Below are 18,235 nucleotides of genomic sequence, written 5' to 3'. Positions count from 1 at the left end.
CGGTGTTACGTCGGACGGCAGCCACCCGCCGTCCGACGTACGAAGGGGCACCGCGCATGCCGCAGCCGTACCTCCCGTCCGCCTTCGGGGTGTTCCTCGCCCCCTACCACCGGCCCGACCGCGACCCGGCCCTCCAGCTGCGCCGCGACCTGGACCTGGTGACGGAGCTCGACCGCCTCGGGTACGAGGAGGTCTGGGCCGGGGAACACCACTCCGCCGGCTACGAGATCATCGCCTCGCCGGAGCTGTTCCTGGCCGCCGCCGCCGAGCGGACCTCCCGGATCAGGCTCGGTACGGGCGTCAACTCCCTCCCGTACCACCAGCCGCTGATCCTCGCGGACCGGATCTGCCAGCTCGACCAGCAGTCCCGGGGCCGCGCCGTGCTCGGCGTCGGCCCCGGCCAGCTGGCCTCCGACGCCTTCATGATGGGTGTCGATCCGATGGACTCGCGCGCCATGATGGCCGACTCCCTGGACGTGCTGACCCGCCTGCTGCGCGGGGAGACCGTCACCGCCGCCACCGACTGGTTCACCCTGGAGGAGGCCCGGCTCCAGCTCGGGCCCTACCGGGGCCGGGAGATGGAGGTGGCCGTGGCCTCCGCCGTCTCCCCGACCGGAGCGGTACTCGCCGGGCGGCACGGGGCGTCCGTGCTCTCGCTCGCCGCCGCCGATCCCGCCGGGTTCGCCACCCTGGACGCGAACTGGAGCGCCCACGAACGGGCCTGCGCGGCCGCGGGCCGGACGGCGGACCGGACCGGCTGGCGGCTGGTCACCCCCCTCCACCTCGCCGAAACCAGGGAACGGGCCCGCGAGCAGGCGGAGTTCGGGGTGCTGGACCTGGTCGACTACATCGAGGCGCTCGGCGGGGTCCGGCCGCAGGGATGCGCCACGGCGGCAGCGGCGGTGGAGCGCTGGACGGACGAGGGGCTGCCCGCCTTCGGCCGGGCCGTGATCGGCACCGCCGACGACGCCGTCGAGCGGATCGTCCAGCTCGCCGACAAGACGGGCGGCTTCGGCACCTTCCTGATCCTCCACCTCGACCTCGCCGAACCCGCGGCGGCCCTGCGCAGCCTGGAGCTGTTCGCCGAGCGGGTCGTGCCCCGCCTGAGCGGCACCGCGGACGCCCGCCGGGCCAGTCTCGACTGGGCCGCCCGCAACAGCGAGCGCTTCACCGGGGCCCTGCGCCGCTCCACGGAGCAGGCCATCGCCCGTGCGGGGGAGGTCCGTTGAGGGCGGCGGCGCTGGTGGGCGGCCGGTTCGCCGTCGGGGAGCACCCGGACCCGGTGCCCGGCCCCGGGCAGGCGCTGCTGGCCACCGAGGCCTGCGGGATCTGTGGCTCCGACCTCAGCGCGGTCGCGCACACCGAGGACTTCCTGGGCGCCTCCCGCGACAGCGGCACCACCGGCTTCCTCTTCGATCCGGACCGCCCGCTGGTCATGGGCCACGAGTTCGCGGGCCGGGTCCTCGGTTACGGGCCCGGCGCGAGCGGGCCCGCGCCCGGCACCGGGGTGGTCGCCCTGCCCTGGGCGCTCGACGCCGCCGGGGCGGTCCGTACCGTGGGCTACAGCAACGAGTTCCCCGGCGGCTTCGGCGAGCGGATCGTCGTACAGGCGGCGGCGCTGGTCCCCGTACCGGAGACGCTGGACCTGGGGCTGGCCGCGCTCACCGAGCCGCTGGCCGTGGGCTTCGGGAACGTCGCCCGTACGACGGCCGGGCCCGGCACCCCCGCCGTGGTGGCCGGCTGCGGACCCGTCGGGCTGGGCGCCGTCGCGGCGCTGCTGGAGCGCGGCGCCGGGCCGGTCGTGGCGAGCGACCCCTCGCCGCTGCGGCGTGCGGCCGCGGCCCGGCTCGGTGCGCACGCGGTGGTGGACCCCGGACCCGGACCCCTCGGGAGCGGCGCGGACCCGGTGGCGCACTGCACCGCCCTGGCGGGAACGGGCGCCCGTCCGATGGTGGTGGTCAACTGCGTCGGCCTGCCCGGCATGCTGAACCGGCTGCTGCACACCGTCCCGCGCGGCACCGAGATCCTCCAGATCGGCGGTGTCATGACGGACGACGTGATCCGTCCGGTCGTCGGCATCTACAAGGACGTCACCCTGCGGATGTGCCTCACCTACCCGCCCCGGGAATTCGGTGCCACCCTCGGCCGGCTCGCCGACGGCCGCATCGACCCGGCCCCGCTCGTCACCGGGGAAGCCGGCTTCGGCGGGCTCGACGCGGCCTTCGCCTCGCTGCGCAGCCCGCAGGACCACATCAAGGTGCTGATCCGCCCGGGGCGGTCGGGCACGGGCATCACCCGTACCGCAGAGCATCCGTCCCCGGACACCCGGTAACGGCCGCGACCGGATACCGGCCGGTACCGCAGATGCAAGGGGAATCCCACATTTCAGCCTTACCTGTGGCCTGAAATGGCTGCTACATTCCGCAGGTGCCAACTGCGGCCAAGCCGGGTGGGCGGGCCACGATCTGGTCCGTCCGCCCCGCCGCGGGCCCCGTGCCGGCGAGCCGCCCCGGTCTCTCCCCGGCGCGGCCCTTCCCGATTCTTGCAACAGGTTCTACTCTGACCGCCGCCACCACAGCGACCGGCTGGACCGCGAGACTCCCGGAGGGGCCGTGCACCTCGAATACACGCCTGAGCAGCAGCGGTTGCGCACCGAACTGCGCGCCTACTTCGCCGAGCTCGTACCGCAGGACGTCTACGCCCGCTACGAGGACCCGGCCGCGCAGAAGCGCTTCTACCGGGAGACCATCCGCCGCCTCGGGGCGGACGGCTGGCTCGGGGTCGGCTGGCCGAAGGAGTACGGCGGCCGCGGGATGTCGCCCATGGACCAGTTCATCTTCTTCGACGAGGCCGCCCAGGCCGTCGTCCCGCTGCCGCTGATGGCGCTGAACACCGTCGGCCCGACCCTCATGCAGTTCGGCACGGACGAGCAGAAGGCGTACTTCCTCCCGCGCATCCTCGCCGGCGAGATCGACTTCGCCATCGGCTACAGCGAGCCCGACGCCGGCACCGACCTCGCCGCCCTCAAGTGCAAGGCCGTCCGGGAGGGCGACGAGGAGAGCGGCACCTACGTGGTCAACGGGCAGAAGATCTGGACCACCAACGGCGACACCGCCGACTGGGTCTGGCTCGCCGTCCGCACCGACCCGGACGCCCCCGCGCACAAGGGCATCACCATGCTCCTGGTGCCGACCTCCGACCCCGGCTACTCCTGCACCCTCATCAACACCCTCGCCTCGCACGACACCACCGCCAGCTACTACGAGGACATCCGCGTCCCGGCGAACCGCCGCGTCGGGCAGGAGAACAAGGGCTGGCGGCTGATCACCAACCAGCTCAACCACGAGCGCGTCACCCTCGCCGCCCACGGCACGATGGCCATCCGCGCCCTCCACGACGTCCAGCGCTGGGCCGCCGAGACCAAGCTGGCCGACGGCCGCCGCGTCATCGACCTGTCCTGGGTCCGCGGCCGCCTCGCCCGCACCCACACCCGCCTCGACGCGATGAAGCTGCTCAACTGGCAGATGGTGAACGCCGTCCAGTCCGCCACCCTCACCCCGCAGGACGCCTCCGCCGTGAAGGTCTACGGTTCCGAGGCGCGCCGGGACGCGTACGCCTGGCTCATGGAAGTGGTCGGCGCGGCCGGGTCCCTGAAGGACGGCTCGGCGGGCGCGGTCCTGCACGGCGAACTGGAACGCGGCTACCGCAGCGCGGTGATCTTCACCTTCGGCGGCGGCAACAACGAGATCCAGCGCGAGATCATCTCCTGGATCGGCCTCGGCATGCCCCGCGTCCGCCGCTGACACCGGGCCCGCCCCGCCCCGCCCGGCGCGGCGCGTTCCGTGAGGGAACGCGGCGGGTTCAGGACGGGTTGGGGGAGGGGCCCCGGGGGCGTGGTCACGGACGGGTACGGTTCGGCCATGGATGTTTCCGGAACGAGCGCCGCCACGGGGGCCGTCAAGGCCGCCGCGCGCCAACTGCTCGCGAAATCGGGCGCCGGCGGGCTGTCCCCGCAGGCCGTGGCCACCGAGGGCGGCTTCGCCGCCGCCGACGTGGCGGCCGTCTTCCCGCACCGGGACGACCTGCTGACCGCGTTGGTCATCGACGCCTACGACGACTCGGCCGCCGCGATGGAGCGCGCCGACGGACTGGCCCGGGCGGCCGGAGCCACGGCCGGCGCGCGCCTGCTCGCGGTGTCGCGGGCGCTGCGGACGTGGTCCTTCGCCCACACCGCCGAGTTCACGCTGATCTACGGCTCGCCCGTACCCGGCTACCACGCCCCGCAGGACACCGTGCCGCCCGCGTCGCGGACCCCCGCGGTCCTCGCCGGCATCGTCCGGGCCGCGCTGGAGGCCGGTGAACTGACCCCGCCCCGGCGGCCGCGGTCCGGTCCGCCCCTGCTGCGGCCCGAGGCCGTGGAACTCTTCGGCGGGGTGCCCGATGCCCCGTTCTCGGACCTCATCGAGCGCGGAATCGTCCTGTGGAGCGGGCTCGTCGGACTCCTGGTGTTCCAGGTCTTCAGCCGCACCCACGACAGCGTCCGCGACGAGTCGGCCCACTTCGACTTCGCCGTCGCCGTGACGGCCGAGGGCATCGGGCTCGACGTCCCCCTCTCCCCGGACCCGACCACCACCACCGCCCCCGCCCACACCGACTAGGACCGTCCGCCGCTCGCGCGGCGCCGACGGGGAACCAGGCCGTGAACACCACCCGAACCCTCTGCTTCGTCATCGCGGCGCTCTCGTCGTACGCCGCGCTCTTCTACCGGCTCAGCCAGGTCCGGCGCAGCTGGCGCGACAGCGCCTACCGCACGCTCGTGATCACCCTGCTGCTCCAGTGCCTCACCTTCACGATGGGAGCCGTCGCCATGGGCGGCGACACCTTCCTGGGCGTGGGCAACCTCGCCATCCTGGTGATGCACGTGGCGGCGGTCGCCTTCTGCGTGAGCGCCCAGATCATCCTGCTGCGCTGGGCCACCGCCACCGAGAAGACGGTGCGCCACGCCCGGTACTGGCTGATCACCGGGATCGTCGTCTGTGCGCTGCTGATCGCGCTGTTCCTCGTCGCCGACGGCCCCGGCCGGCCCGCGACGGACTTCAACACGGGCAGCGGACAGCCGCTGGTCCTGCTCTACCTCCTGGTCTTCATCGTGTCCCAGGCGGTTCCGTGCGTCACGATCTTCCGCCAGTGCGGCCCCTACGCCCGGATGACGGACAAGGCCTCGCTGCGGCAGGCGCTGCGGATGCTCTCCGTCGCCGCCGTGGTGCTGTTCCTCTACTGCACCTGCCGGACGGTGAACATCCTGACGGCCGCCGCCGGGATCGACATCGGCGCCTGGACGGTCGCCGCCTCGGTCTTCAGCGCGGCGGGCATCGTCACGCTCTCCCTCAGCCTCACCATCTCCGCCTGGGAGGGTCCGGCCGGCCGGCTCGCGGACTGGGCGCGCAGCTACCGTTCCTACCGCGCGCTGTACCCGCTCTGGCGGGACCTGTACGAGTCCTCCCCGGACATCGTCCTGGAGCCGCCGGGCTCCGCCTCGGTCTCCGATCTGAACTACCGGCTGCACCGGCGGGTCATCGAGATACGCGACGGGTGGCGGGATCTGCGCCCCTACATCGACCGCGCCGCCCCCCACGGCGGTGTGGCCGCGGACGCCGGGGCGGGCGAGGAGTACCGGCAGGCGTTCGCCGAAGCCGCGCAGATCAGGCAGGCGCTGGACGCGAAGAGGGCCGGCACGATCCCCGACCACAACAAGGACGCCGGGGACTTCGACGACCGGGACCCGGACAACTTCACGGCGGAGGTGGCCTGGCTGACCAAGGTCGCGGCCGTCTACCGCAAGCTCGGAAAGACCGGCTGATGAACCCCCGCCCGGTCTGCCCCCGTCAGACCGGGCGGGTTTTCTCGTGCACCCCCCGTGCACCCGCCTGTACATCCCCCGTGGCGGGTGCGTCGCCCGGCCCGGCCTTCATCCCCCGAAGGCCGGCCCGGACCGGACCGATGTGACGGACAGTCAACTCGGCTACCCCCGTAAGCGAAGTTAACTGGCAGCTATCGGCGAGGTCCACGGTGGCGGAATCTCGGCAGATTGTCAACTGACGGCTAATCTGCAAAACTGGGAAATAGCTGAGGGCAATGCCGAGGAGGTGGAGGAAGGGAGGTGCGCAGTGTCCGAGCCTGACGACCGGCCCGTACTGGCAGTGCGTCTGGACAACCTTTTCAAGACGGTTCGTCCCAAGGGCAAGCACTGGACCAACGCCGAAGTGGCGGAGGAACTGAAGCGGGTCAACCCCGAACTCAAGGCCGGCGGCGTCTACCTGTCGCAGTTGCGGACGGGCAAGCGCTCCAACCCGTCACCGGACCTGCTGGCCGCCCTGGCGCGCTTCTTCGGCGTCTCGGTCGCCTACTTCTTCGACGACAAGGTCGCCGAGTCCGTGCTCAGCGAGGTCGCCGCCATCGAGGCGCTGCGACAGGCCGGGGTCCGCTCCGTGGCCATGCGCGCGGCCGGGATGAAGAAGGAGAACCTCCAGGCCATCACCGCGATCATGGACCAGTACCGGCAGCTCCAGGGCCTCCCGCCGGTCACCGATACCGCGGAATCCGAGTGAGGTTCGCCGGAAAGGGACGCTCCGCCGACCAGGACCGGCGCAACCAGCTGAAGAAGCTCCGCAAGGACGGCGTACGGCGGCTCGCCGCGCTGGACCTCCCGGACGGAGCCGACGTCGCCGAACTCTGCCGCTACCTCGGCGAGGTCCGCGAGCGCCCCATCACGCTGGTCCCGATGCAGATGCCCGCCTCGCAGCCCTGCGGCATGTGGGTGGCGGCGCGCGACGAGGACCTGATCTTCTACGACGCCAACACCACCAGCGCGCATCAGGAGCACATCATCTTGCACGAGCTGGGCCACATCATCTGCTGCCACCGGGGAGCGGGCTGGCTGGACGAGGCGAGCGCCCGCTTCCTCTTCCCCAACCTCGACCCCGATCTCGTGCGCGACATGCTCCTGCGCGCGACCTACGACGACGTGCAGGAACAGGAGGCGGAGGTCATCGCCTACCTCCTGTCCCAGCGGCTCGGCGGCGCCGCCGCCGAAGAGCCCGGCACGGACGCGGACGGCGCGGCCCCCGGCAAGACCGACACCCTCAGCCGCATCGAACGGACCCTGTTCTGACGTGGGTTCCTTACCCTGCGGCCCCTCCCGCCCCGCCGGCGGCCGCCACCTCCTCGGCCAGGACCGCCACCGCGCGCCGCACGTCCGCCTCGCGGTGCTCGCTGGTGAGGAAGAACCGCAGCCTCGACAGGCCCTCCTCCACCGCCGGGTGGAAGATCGGATCGGCCACGACACCGCGCGCGAAGAGCCGGTCCGCGACGCGCAGCGTCTTCGCCGAGTCCCCCAGGACGCACGGCACGATCGGCGTGCCCGCGCTGGAACCCGTGGCCAGACCGGCCGCGGCGGCCAGCGAGAGGAACAGCTCGGCGTTGCGCCGCAGCGCGCGCACCCGCTCCGGCTCGGCGAGGATCAGCTCGGTCGCGGCCAGCGCCGCGGCCGCGTTGGCGGGGGTCAGGCCGACGCTGTAGACGAAGCCGGGCAGCGTGTGCCGCAGCCACCGCACCATCCGGGCCGAACCGCCCAGGTAGCCGCCGCAACTGGCGAAGGCCTTGGACAGCGTGCCCATCCACAGGTCCACCCCGGAGCGGTCGACGCCGAAGAACTCGCCGACCCCGCGGCCCCGTTCGCCGACGGTGCCGATGCTGTGCGCCTCGTCGACCATCAGCAGCGCACCGTAACGCTTCTTCAGCTCGATGACGGCGGGCAGGTCCACGAGGTCGCCGTCCATGCTGTACGCGCCCTCGACGACGATCAGCACCCGGCGGAACCGGTTCCGGTTGACCCGCAGGAGGTGCTCCAGGCGGTCCGCGTCGTTGTGCGCGAACGGGCGCCGCGCCGCCCCGGACAGGGCGCAGCCCTGGAGGATGCTGTCGTGGGCGAGCGCGTCGTGCAGCACCAGGTCACCGGCGCCGACCACGTGCCCGATGGCGGTGACGTTCGTGGCGTGGCCGCTCACCAGCGTCAGGCAGTCCCCGACGCCGAGGAACCCGGCGAGGGCCCGCTCCAGCCGTACGGTCAGCTCCCGTTCGCCGGAGAGCACCCGGCTCGCGGAGACGGAGGTCCCGTACCGGTCCAGCGCGCGGTGGGCGGCTTCGGTGACCGCCGGATGCCCGGAGAGTCCGAGGTAGTTGTAGCTGCCGAAGGACAGGTACCCGCGGTCGCCGATCACCGTCGTGTCGCGGATCGTGCCCTGGTGGACGCGGAAGTACGGGAAGTCCGCGCCGCTGTCGGCGATCGCGCCGAGCCGCTCCTCGAACCGGCCGACCTCCGGGAAGTCGTCGACGGAGGCCGACGCGGGGTCCCACTCCTCCCGCCGCGGAGCCGGCAGCGGGCCGCCGGGTTCCGGCGGTCCGGTGATGTGGGCCGCGACCAGGGCGATGAGCCCCTCGATGGTCAGGCCGGGGCCGAACACCTCCTCGGTGGAGAAGCCGCGCACCCGCTGGCCGATGACCACGTCCAGCTCCTGGAGCATCAGGGAGTCGAAGCCGAGGTCGCCGGTCAGGGTCATCCGCGCGTTCAGGTCGGACAGCGGGAAGACACCGGTGCGCGAGACCGCCTCGAAGACGACGGAGGCGGCCGAAGCGTCGTAGGCGGCGGCGGGATCGGCCACCGCGGCGACGTCCGGACCGGCGTCCCGCGCCACGGCGGGCTCCGGCGGCCGCGGCCGCGCCGTTTCCAACGGTGCGGACACCGGTACCGGGCCGTCCCCGGCCTCGCGGGCCGACTCATCGACCACCCAGTGGTGGCGGGGGGCCAGCGGACTGGGCGGCAGCGTGTACGGAGGGGTCCGCTCCGGCAGCGGACGCAGACCCGGGCCGGTGACCGCGCGCACCGCGAGGGCGGCCAGGGCGCTCGCCCGCTCCCCGGGCGGCAGCGACCCGGCCGCCGGTACGGGGACCACGGGAACCTCGCCGGACCGGCCCGCGGGCGCGGCGCCCACCACCTGCCCGGGCCCGAGTTCCCCGGTGCGGCCGGCCGCCACGGCATCGGACGCGGCGGTCAGCCGGGCGACGGCCTCGTCGGTGTCCCGGGCCACCACGGCGAGCCGCTGGGCGAGGGGAGTGCGGCGGGCGAGGGTGGCCGCCACCCCGGCGAGCGGCAGCCCGTCGAGGGCGATGGCGTCGGCCAGCTCCCGTGCGTGGCGGGCCAGTCCGGCCCGGTCGCGGGCGCTCAGCACCAGCAGCTGCGCGTCCCCGTCCGGCTCCGCGACGGGGAGCGCGGGGCCCTGCTCCACCACCAGGTGCACGCCGGTGCCGCCGAATCCGAAGGCGCTGACCCCGGCCCGGCGCGGCCGTCCGGAGTCCGGCCAGGGGACGGGCGCGGTGGGGATCGTCAGCCGCGCGGCGGCGAGCCCGGCGGGCTCGGCCCGCTCGAAGTCGGGCTGCGGCGGTATGACGCCCCGGTGCACGGCCAGCACCGATTTGACGAGCCCGGCTATCCCCGCCGCGTTCAGCGAGTGCCCCACCACGGCCTTCACGGCGCCCAGGTAGGCCGGAGCGGCGTCCTCCCCGCGCAGTTCGCGCAGCACGCCCACCTCCACCGGGTCGCCGACCCGCGTCCCGGTGCCGTGCGCCTCCAGGTAGTCCACCGCGTCCGGCGCCAGGCCGGCGTCGCGGTAGGCCCGGCGCAGTGCGCGCAGCTGGCCCGATGCCTGCGGGTGCATGCCGCCCTGCACGGTGCCGTCGTTGGCCGTTCCCACGCCGCGTATCACCGCGTAGACGCGGTCGCCCGCCGCGAGCGCGTCGGACAGCGGGCGCAGCACCAGCACCCCGGCGCCCTCGCCCAGGACGAATCCGTCGGCCTGTGCCCCGAAGGGCAGGCACCGGCCGCTGCGCGAGACGGCGCCGATCCGGCTGAGCCCCACCAACAGGTCCGGGGTGAGGACCAGCTGGGCGCCGCCCGCGAGCGCGATGCGGGTGCGGCCCGCACGCAGCGCGAAGACGGCGTTGGCCACGGCCATGAGCCCGCCCGAGCACGCCGCGTCCAGCGCGTAGCTCTCGCCGTGCAGGTCGAAGACGGAACTGATGGTGTTGGGGCCCATGTTGAGCAGGAGCCCGGCGACGGACGTGCCGTGCATGCCGTCGACCGCGCGGACGGTGTCCGCCCACCGCGGGTCGGCCGGCCGGGCCCCGAACTCCCCTCCGGCCAGCTGGCGCATCCGGACGCGCAGGGTGCTCAGCCCGCGGTATCCGCTCTCGGTGAGCGAGGTGATCACCGAGGTCTCCTCGCGGTCGAAGCCCTCCGCCTCCCAGCCCGCGTCCTGGAGCGCCTCGCGGGCGAGGTCGACCAGCAGCCGGTGCTGCGGATCCATCGACCGGGCCCGGCGGGGCGGGATGCCGTAGTGCGCCGCGTCGAAGTGCCCGACGTCGGGCAGCAGCGCCATGGTGTCCGTGTAGGCCGCGGCCGTGTCGCGCAGGCTGTCGGACAGGAAGTCCGCCGCGCGCCACCGGGAGTCGGGGATGGTGGAGAACTGCGGACGCGGGTCCGTCAGGAGCCGCCAGTAGCCGTTCACGTCCCGGGCGCCGGGGAACCGGCAGGCCATGCCCACGATCGCGACGTCATCGCGCCGTGCGGCCGCCGGATCCGTCGTGTGGTCCTTCTCGGTCACCGTGCTCACGCGCCGTCGGCCAGGCGCGCGCGCCACCAGTCCACCGTCGCCTTGACCTGTGCGTCGAGGGGGGTGGCGCGGAGCGCGAACGCGGCTTCGTACGCGGCGGAGTCGAGCATGAAGGGCCGGTCGAACTGGTAGCGGATCTCCTTCAGCTCGCGCATGAGCGGGGAGGCCAGCGAGGCCAGGCCCAGGACCGCCGGCGGCAGCCCGCGGACGGTGGCCGGCGCCGTGCCCGCCTCGGCGGCCACGGCGTCGGCCATCGCGCGCACCGACCGCGCGGGACCGGTCGGGACGTGCCAGGCACGGCCCCAGGCCCGTTCCTCACCCGCGACCTCGGCCAGGGCCGCGGCCACGTCGGGAAGGTAGCTCCAGCTGTGCGGGGCGTCCGGATCGCCCAGGGCGGAGACGGACTTGCCGTGCAGCAGCCGGGGCACGACCCGGGCGGCGAGGTGGCCGCCGTCGGTGACGCCGGGACCGAAGAAGTCCGAGGCGCGCACCTCCACGGCCCGCAGCCGGCCCTCCTCGTGCAGCCGTTGGGTCTGCTCCCAGACGGCGGCGCGGACCCGGCCCTTGGGGCCGGTCGCCGCGAGCGGCAGGTCTTCGGTCAGGGGGCCGTCGACCGGACCGTAGCCGTAGAGGTTGCCGAGCAGGACCAGCACGGCCCCGGTGGCCCCGGCCGCCGCGCAGGCCGCGGAGGCGAGCCCGGGCAGCTCCCGCACCCAGCGCTGGTAGGGCGGTGCGGCGCAGTGGTAGAGGGCGGTCGCGCCCCGGACGGCCTCGGTCAGCCGCGCGCCGTCCGACGCGTCCAGCGCGACGTGCTCGATGCCCGGTTCGGCGGGACGCCCGTTCCTGGTGACGACCTTGACGGTGTGGCCCCGCTCGGCGAGCAGCCGGGCGGTGGCCGCCCCCGCGGGACCGAACCCTATGACGACATGAAGATTCACGCCCGAACACTAACGCGGGGCCGGGGGAGCACCCCAGCTCGGCCCGCCCGGGCAACGGGTCTCGGACGCAAGTTGACGCACTATCGCCCCGTTGGTGCCCTTGCGGGGGCCGGAATTCCGCCGCCAGATCAATTCCCGGCCGCCCCGGTGGGGTCCGTGCCACGATGGCGGACGGTTCCCTCCGGTCCAGGAGGGATTTTCCGGATGTGAACAGAAGCGATCCAGGAGGCAGTCGTGACCGCACGGTCGTCCGAGGGCCCGGCCGAGAGCCCGGCCGAGGGCCCGGCCGAGGGCCAGGCCGAGAACCCGGCCGAGAGCCAGGCCGAGAACCCGGCCGAGGGCTCGGCCGGGAGGGAGCGGTCCGGGCCGCGCCGACGGCTCAGCGACGAACTCGCCGAGAACATGAAGCGGGGCTGGGCCGATACCGAACGGCACGACATACGGCCCCTCCCGCAGGCCGCCCACACCGCCCGCCGCCGGGCGGCGCTCTCCGCCCGCTTCCCCGGCGAGCGCCTCGTGGTTCCGGCGGGAAACCTGAAGGTCCGCGCCAACGACACGCACTACCCCTTCCGCGCCTCGTCCGAGTACGTCCACCTGACCGGTGACCAGACCGAGGACGGCGTCCTGGTCCTGGAACCCGGCGCGGAGGGCGGCCACCGGGCCACCATCCACCTGCTGCCCCGGTCCGACCGGGACAACGGCGAGTTCTGGCTCACCGCCCGCGGGGAGCTGTGGAACGGCCGCCGCAACAGCCTCACCGAGAACGAGAGGCTCCTCGGGCTGCCCGCGCTGGACGTCCGCACCCTCGCCGCCACCCTGGCGGAAGCCACCGGCCCCGTCCGCGTACTGCGCGGCCACGACGCCGGGATCGAGGAGGCCCTGCGGGACAAGGCGACGGCCGAAACCGACGAGGAACTGCGGGTGTTCCTCTCCGAGGCGCGCCGCGTCAAGGACGACTTCGAGATCGGCGAGCTGCGCCACGCCTGCGCGGCCACCGCCCGCGGCTTCGAGGACGTCGTACGCGTCCTCGACCGGGCCGAGGCCACCTCGGAGCGCTACATCGAGGGCACCTTCTTCCTGCGCGCCCGCGTCGAGGGCAACGACGTCGGCTACGGCACGATCGCCGCCGCCGGCCCCCACGCCACCACCCTGCACTGGGTCCGCAACGACGGCGACGTCCGCCCCGGCGACCTGCTGCTGCTCGACGCCGGTGTGGAGACCCGCACCCTCTACACCGCCGACGTCACCCGCACCCTCCCCGTCTCCGGCACCTTCACCCCGCTCCAGCGCAAGGTCTACGACGCCGTGTACGAGGCGCAGGAGGCCGGGATCGCCGCGGTGAAGCCGGGCGCCGTCTTCCGTGACTTCCACGACGCCGCGCAGCGCGTGCTCGCCGGGAAGCTCGTCGAGTGGGGCCTGGTCGAGGGCCCCGTCGAGCGCGTCCTGGAACTGGGCCTGCAGCGCCGCTGGACCCTGCACGGCACCGGCCACATGCTGGGGCTCGACGTCCACGACTGCGACCGCGCGCGGGCCGAGGCGTACGTGGACGGCGCGCTGGAGCCCGGAGTCGTGCTCACCGTCGAGCCGGGGCTCTACTTCCAGCCCGACGACCTGAGCGTGCCCGAGGAGTACCGGGGCATCGGCGTCCGGATCGAGGACGACCTGCTCGTCACGGAAGACGGCAACGAGAACCTGTCCGCCGCGCTGCCGCGCCGGTCGGACGAGGTCGAGGCGTGGATGGCCCGCCTCAAGACCTGACCCGGCACCCGCGCAGCACGTCGACGCAATCGTCGGCGCCCTCACGGGCGGATGGGCCGGCCCCCGCCCGGGTAGGCTCCCCGCCGGGAGGCCGGCCATGAGCGCAGCTCCGTACGGGGGAGCGGACCAGGGGCTCTACGGGCCCGCGTCCGTCACCTGGCAGTGCCACGGCGACCCCATCATGTGGATCGCCGGCGTCCGCGCGCTGTACCTCCAGGCCCTGCACCCGCGCGCCGTGCGCGGGGTCATGGAGAACTCCGACTTCGAGCGCGACGCCTGGGGGCGGCTGCTGCGCACCGCCGACTTCGTCGGCACCCTCACCTACGGCACCACCGGGGCCGCCGAGCGGGCCGGCGCCCGGGTCCGGGCCCTGCACCGCCGGCTCTCCGCCACCGACCCGGACACGGGGGAGCGCTTCCCCGTGGACGACCCCGAGCTGCTGCTGTGGGTGCACTGCGCGCAGATCGACAGCTTCCTGCACGTCCTGCGGCGCTCCGGGGTCCCCCTGACCCCCGCCCAGGCCGACCGCTACGTCGACGAGAACCGGGTCGGCGCCCGTCTCGTCGGCCTCGACCCGGCCGGGGTGCCCGGCTGTGCCGCCGCGCTCGCCGCGTACTTCGAGGAGGTCCGCCCCCGCCTCGCCGCAGGGGCCGACGCCCACGCCGTCGACGACTTCCTCCGGGCCCCGCCCGTGCCCCGGCTCCTCGTGCCTGGCCGAAACCTGCTGTGGAGACCCCTCGCCGGACTCGCCTACGACGCGCTTCCGGGCTGGGCGCACGCGCTCTACGGGCGCAGCGCACCCGCCCCGTCCGTCGTCACCCGGCGCCTGCGCCTCACGGGTCGCCTGCTGCGCAGCATTCCCGCAGGTCTACGCTGGCAGCTGCCTCCAGGTCACATCTTGAAAGCGATGCGCCGACTGGGCGCGGGGAGCCGCCCCTGCGCGTACACACTGCGAACATCAGCGGCCATACTGGACCGGCCTGGGAGGGCGCGGCACGACGACGGGGGCGGCTTCAAGACATGGCGGAGTCCAGACTGATCCAGGGCCGGTACCGGTCACTCGATCTGATCGGGCGCGGCGGCATGGGCGAGGTGTGGCGCGCCCGCGACGAGTCGCTCGGCCGGCAGGTCGCGGTCAAGTGCCTCAAGCCCATCGGGCCCGAGCAGGACGCCCACTTCACCCAGGTGCTGCGCGAGCGCTTCCGGCGCGAGGCGCGGGTGGCGGCCTCGCTCCAGCACCGGGGCGTCACCGTCGTCCACGACTTCGGTGACGACAGCGCGGCGGGCGGGCCCCTCTACCTGGTCATGGAACTCCTGGAGGGCCGCAACCTCAGCCAGCTGATGGAGGACAACGACTCCCGCCCGCTGCCGGTGGACGTGGTCCTCGACGTCGCCGAGCAGATGGCCGCCGCCCTCGGCTACACGCACGAGCAGGGCGTGGTCCACCGCGACCTCAAGCCCGCCAACATCATGCGGCTCACCGACGGCACGGTGAAGATCTGCGACTTCGGGATCGCGCGCCTCGCCCACGACATCGGTTTCACCGCCAAGCTCACCGGCGGCGGGATGGCGATGGGCACCCCGCACTACATGTCGCCGGAGCAGATCGCGGGCGGCGAGGTCGATCACCTCAGCGACCTGTACTCGCTGGGCTGCGTCCTCTACGAGATCGCCACCGGAGCCCCGCCGTTCGACCTCGGCGACTCCTGGTCGGTGCTGGTCGGGCACCGCGACTCGGTCCCCGTCCCGCTGCGCGAACACCGTCCCGAGCTGCCCGCCCACTTCGAGCGGCTCGTCCTGGAACTCCTGGCCAAGCGGCCCGAGGACCGGCCGGGAGACGCCCGCCACCTCCACCGGCGCCTGGTCGAGGCCCGGTTCGGCGCGGGCGGCCCGCCCGTCGCACCCGCGCCGCTGCCCGGGTGGGCCCGGGGGATGACCGCGGGGCGCAAGGCCGGGATCGAGGCCCGGCCGGCCAGCGGGGAGTGGGCGGTGCTGACCGGCTCCTGGACGGCGTCCCGCCCGGTGACCGGCCCGGGCGTCCCGCCCGGCCCCGGGCAGGGCCCGCCGCCGCCCGCCATCGGCCCGGGGCCGCTGCGCGCCCCCGGCACCGGCCACACCCCTGCCCCCGGCCCCGGCACCGGCTCCGGTGAACAGCGGATCCTGCGGCCCGCGCCCGCCGAGGACCCCCGGCTCACCGCCGCGTACGGCCTCGCCCACACCCCCGGCACCGGCACCGGCACCGGACCGGGGCGCGCCGACGCGCTCGACGCCGGGCACACCCGCGCGTTCCACCTCAGCCGGGCCGGCCGTCCCGAGGAGGCCCTGGCCGTGTACACGGCCGTGGCGCAGGGGCGGACCCGGGTGCTGGGCCCGGACCACCCGGACACCCTCGCGGCCCGCCAGGAGGAGGCGTACGAACTCGGCCGGCTCGGCCGCCACGGCGAGGCCCACGAGATCTACGCCGCGGTGCTCGCCGCCCGGATCCGCACCACGGGCCCGCGCCACCCCGACACCCTGCGCTGCCGCCACAACCTGGCCTGCGCGCTCGGCGCCCTCGGCCGGCACGCCGAGGCCCACGCGGCCGCCGCCGACGTGGCCGCCGAGCGCGCCGCCGTGCTGGGCGCGGAGCACCCCGACACGCTCCTGACCCGGTACGAGGCCGCGTACGCCCTGGGCCGGCTCGGCCGCTGGGGCGAGGCCCTGACCGGATTCCGGCACGTCGCCGCCGTACGGGAGCGCGTGCTCGGCCGGGACCACCCCGACGCCCTCGCCGCCCGCTACGAGACGGGCATCGCGCTGGGCCGCACGGGCCGCGCCGCCGAGGCGCTCGACCTGTTCCGGGCCCTGGTCCGCGACCGCACCCGCGCCTACGGCGCCGCCGACCCGGAAACCCTGCGCGCCCGGCACGTATTCGGCGTCAACCTGGGCCGGCTGGATCGCTGGGAGGAGGCCGTGGCCGAGGCCCGCGCCGTCGGCGCGGCCCGTGCCAAGGCGCTGGGCGCCGAGCACCCCGACACCCTGGTCAGCCGGCGCGAACTAGCCGTGGGCCTGGGCCGGCTGGGCCGCTGGGACGAGGCGCTGCCCATCTACCGGGACCTCTCCGGTATCCGCGAACGGTCCCTGGGCGACGAACATCCGGACACCGCCCTGGCCCACGCCGACGAGGCACACTGTCTGGAGCGGCTCGGCCAGGTGTGCTACCAAGAGCCATGACAGCCACCAGGGTCGCCCGGGGATTCGCGCACGAGGTGTACGACGCCGTGATCGTGGGGGGCGGCCACAACGGCCTGGTCGCCGCCGCCTACCTGGCCCGGGCGGGCCGCTCGGTCCTGGTCCTGGAGCGGCTCGGGCACACCGGCGGGGCCGCCGTCTCCACCCGCCCCTTCACCGGCGTCGACGCCCGCCTCTCGCGATACTCCTACCTCGTCTCCCTGCTCCCCGCGAAGATCGTCCGGGACCTGGGGCTGCGGTTCCGGGTCCGTCGGCGCACGGTGTCCTCGTACACGCCCCACCACCGCGGCGGGGCACCCGGCGGACTGCTCGTCGGCGGCGGCGAGGAACGCACGCGCGCCTCCTTCGCCCGGCTCACCGGCTCCGACCGGGACTACGAGAGCTGGCGGGAGTTCTACGCGATGACGGGCCGCGCCGCCGGGCGGATCTTCCCCACGCTGACCGAACCGCTGCCCACGCGCGAGGCGCTGCGCGCCCGGATCGACGACGAGACGGCCTGGCGGACCCTGTTCGAGGAGCCCCTCGGCCGGGCCCTGGAGGCGCGCTTCGCCGACGACCTGGTCCGCGGGGTGGTCCTCACGGACGCCCTGATCGGCACCTTCGCCGACGCGCACGACCCCTCGCTGGTCCAGAACCGCTGCTTCCTCTACCACGTCATCGGCGGCGGCACCGGCGACTGGGACGTTCCCGTCGGCGGCATGGGCGCGCTCACCGACGCCCTCGCCGAAGCCGCCCGGGCCGCCGGCGCGGAGATCGTCACCGGCCACGAGGCGCTGCGCATCCACACCGACGGGACCGCCCCGGCCGAGGTGACCTTCCGTACGGCGACGGGCGAGGGCACCGTCGTCGGACGCGACGTCCTGGTCAACGCCTCCCCGCAGGCCCTGTCCGCCCTCCTCGCCGAGGAGCCGGACCCGGCGCGGCCGGCCCCCGAGGGGTCCCAGTTCAAGGTGAACATGCTGCTCAGCCGGCTGCCCCGGCTGCGGGACGCCTCCGTGGACCCCCGGGAGGCCTTCGGCGGCACCTTCCACATCGCCGAGGGCTACGAGGAGCTGCGCCGGGCCCACGCGGAGGCGGCGGCCGGGGAACTGCCCTCCGTACCGCCCTCGGAGATCTACTGCCACTCGCTGACGGACCCCTCGATCCTCGGGCCGGAGCTCGCCGGGCAGGGCTGCCAGACGCTGACCCTCTTCGGCCTGCACACCCCGGCCAGGCTCTTCGAGAAGGACAACCACCAGGCCCGCGAGGTGCTGCTGACCGCCACCCTGGCCCAGCTCGACGCGCACCTGGCCGAGCCGCTCACCGACTGCCTGGCCTTCGACGCCGACGGCCGCCCCTGCATCGAGGCGAAGACCCCGCTGGACCTGGAACGCGAACTGCGGCTCCCCGGGGGCCACATCTTCCACCAGGACCTGTCCTGGCCCTACGCGCCCCCGGAGACGGGCGCCGCGGGGCGCTGGGGGGTGGAGACCGCCCACCGCAACGTCCTGCTGTGCGGTGCGGGGGCGGTGCGCGGCGGCGGCGTCAGCGGCGTCCCCGGGCACAACGCGGCCATGGCGGTGCTGGAACGCTGAGGGTCCG

13 protein-coding genes are annotated in these 18,235 nt (G+C 74.4%); 11 read left to right on the top strand and 2 right to left on the bottom strand.

The annotated features are described in order from the left end of the window. The first annotated feature begins 56 nt into the window (after nucleotides 1-56). From ACGFXC_RS08060 to ACGFXC_RS08030, 7 genes are all read left to right on the top strand, one after another. Nucleotides 57-1,229: an LLM class flavin-dependent oxidoreductase gene (locus ACGFXC_RS08060; RefSeq protein ID WP_393710639.1), complete on the top strand. Its 1,173-nt coding sequence runs from the start codon at nucleotides 57-59 to the stop codon at nucleotides 1,227-1,229. Next, on the top strand, nucleotides 1,226-2,332 hold the full coding sequence (locus ACGFXC_RS08055) for a zinc-binding dehydrogenase (RefSeq protein WP_393710638.1): 1,107 nt from the start codon (nucleotides 1,226-1,228) through the stop codon (nucleotides 2,330-2,332). The genes ACGFXC_RS08060 and ACGFXC_RS08055 overlap by 4 nt, the downstream gene beginning before the upstream one ends. A gap of 280 nt (nucleotides 2,333-2,612) precedes the next feature. Continuing rightward, nucleotides 2,613-3,803, top strand: a complete 1,191-nt coding sequence (locus tag ACGFXC_RS08050; RefSeq protein WP_393710636.1) for an acyl-CoA dehydrogenase family protein — start codon at nucleotides 2,613-2,615, stop codon at nucleotides 3,801-3,803. 117 nt (nucleotides 3,804-3,920) lie between these two features. Beyond that, entirely contained in the window at nucleotides 3,921-4,658 is a 738-nt protein-coding gene (locus tag ACGFXC_RS08045) for a TetR-like C-terminal domain-containing protein (protein WP_393710634.1), read from the top strand. A 41-nt stretch (nucleotides 4,659-4,699) separates the two neighbouring features. Further along, nucleotides 4,700-5,860: an MAB_1171c family putative transporter gene (locus ACGFXC_RS08040; protein ID WP_393710632.1), complete on the top strand. Its 1,161-nt coding sequence runs from the start codon at nucleotides 4,700-4,702 to the stop codon at nucleotides 5,858-5,860. 307 nt (nucleotides 5,861-6,167) lie between these two features. After that, a complete protein-coding gene (locus ACGFXC_RS08035) occupies nucleotides 6,168-6,608 on the top strand; it encodes a helix-turn-helix domain-containing protein (RefSeq protein ID WP_393710630.1) in 441 nt (146 codons plus the stop codon). Beyond that, a complete protein-coding gene (locus ACGFXC_RS08030) occupies nucleotides 6,605-7,171 on the top strand; it encodes a toxin (RefSeq protein ID WP_393710628.1) in 567 nt (188 codons plus the stop codon). Before ACGFXC_RS08035 ends, ACGFXC_RS08030 begins: the two co-directional genes overlap by 4 nt. Before the next feature lie 10 nt (nucleotides 7,172-7,181). Here the strand turns inward: ACGFXC_RS08030 and ACGFXC_RS08025 are convergent, their stop codons facing one another. Together ACGFXC_RS08025 and ACGFXC_RS08020 are read right to left on the bottom strand one after the other, a co-directional pair. Further along, nucleotides 7,182-10,652 (bottom strand): aminotransferase class I/II-fold pyridoxal phosphate-dependent enzyme, encoded by a 3,471-nt coding sequence (locus ACGFXC_RS08025; RefSeq protein WP_393710941.1) that lies wholly within the window; start codon nucleotides 10,650-10,652, stop codon nucleotides 7,182-7,184. Between the two features lie 71 nt (nucleotides 10,653-10,723). Continuing rightward, the gene (locus ACGFXC_RS08020) at nucleotides 10,724-11,665 is read right to left on the bottom strand and encodes an NAD-dependent epimerase/dehydratase family protein (RefSeq protein ID WP_393710626.1); all 942 of its coding nucleotides are present in this window, start codon (nucleotides 11,663-11,665) and stop codon (nucleotides 10,724-10,726) included. Nucleotides 11,666-11,899: 234 nt separating this feature from the next. On the opposite strand from ACGFXC_RS08020, the gene ACGFXC_RS08015 reads away from it, so the two are divergent. The 4 genes from ACGFXC_RS08015 (at nucleotide 11,900) to ACGFXC_RS08000 (ending at nucleotide 18,228) form a co-directional block, all read left to right on the top strand. Then, complete coding sequence (locus tag ACGFXC_RS08015; protein WP_393710624.1) at nucleotides 11,900-13,423, top strand: aminopeptidase P family protein; 1,524 nt, start codon at nucleotides 11,900-11,902, stop codon at nucleotides 13,421-13,423. A gap of 97 nt (nucleotides 13,424-13,520) precedes the next feature. Continuing rightward, nucleotides 13,521-14,462 carry an oxygenase MpaB family protein gene (locus ACGFXC_RS08010; protein WP_393710623.1) on the top strand — a complete coding sequence of 314 codons (942 nt, stop codon included), beginning with the start codon at nucleotides 13,521-13,523 and terminating at the stop codon, nucleotides 14,460-14,462. Beyond that, nucleotides 14,444-16,636 carry a tetratricopeptide repeat protein gene (locus ACGFXC_RS08005; RefSeq protein WP_393710621.1) on the top strand — a complete coding sequence of 731 codons (2,193 nt, stop codon included), beginning with the start codon at nucleotides 14,444-14,446 and terminating at the stop codon, nucleotides 16,634-16,636. The genes ACGFXC_RS08010 and ACGFXC_RS08005 overlap by 19 nt, the downstream gene beginning before the upstream one ends. Further along, entirely contained in the window at nucleotides 16,633-18,228 is a 1,596-nt protein-coding gene (locus ACGFXC_RS08000) for a phytoene desaturase family protein (RefSeq protein WP_393710619.1), read from the top strand. The genes ACGFXC_RS08005 and ACGFXC_RS08000 overlap by 4 nt, the downstream gene beginning before the upstream one ends. Nucleotides 18,229-18,235 lie beyond the last annotated feature (7 nt).

Origin of the sequence: Streptomyces sp. NPDC048507 (assembly GCF_043199995.1) — a bacterium.
Classification (GTDB): domain Bacteria; phylum Actinomycetota; class Actinomycetes; order Streptomycetales; family Streptomycetaceae; genus Streptomyces.
The sequence above is the reverse complement of the archived record's forward strand: the minus strand, read 5'-3'. Positions and strand labels throughout refer to the sequence as shown.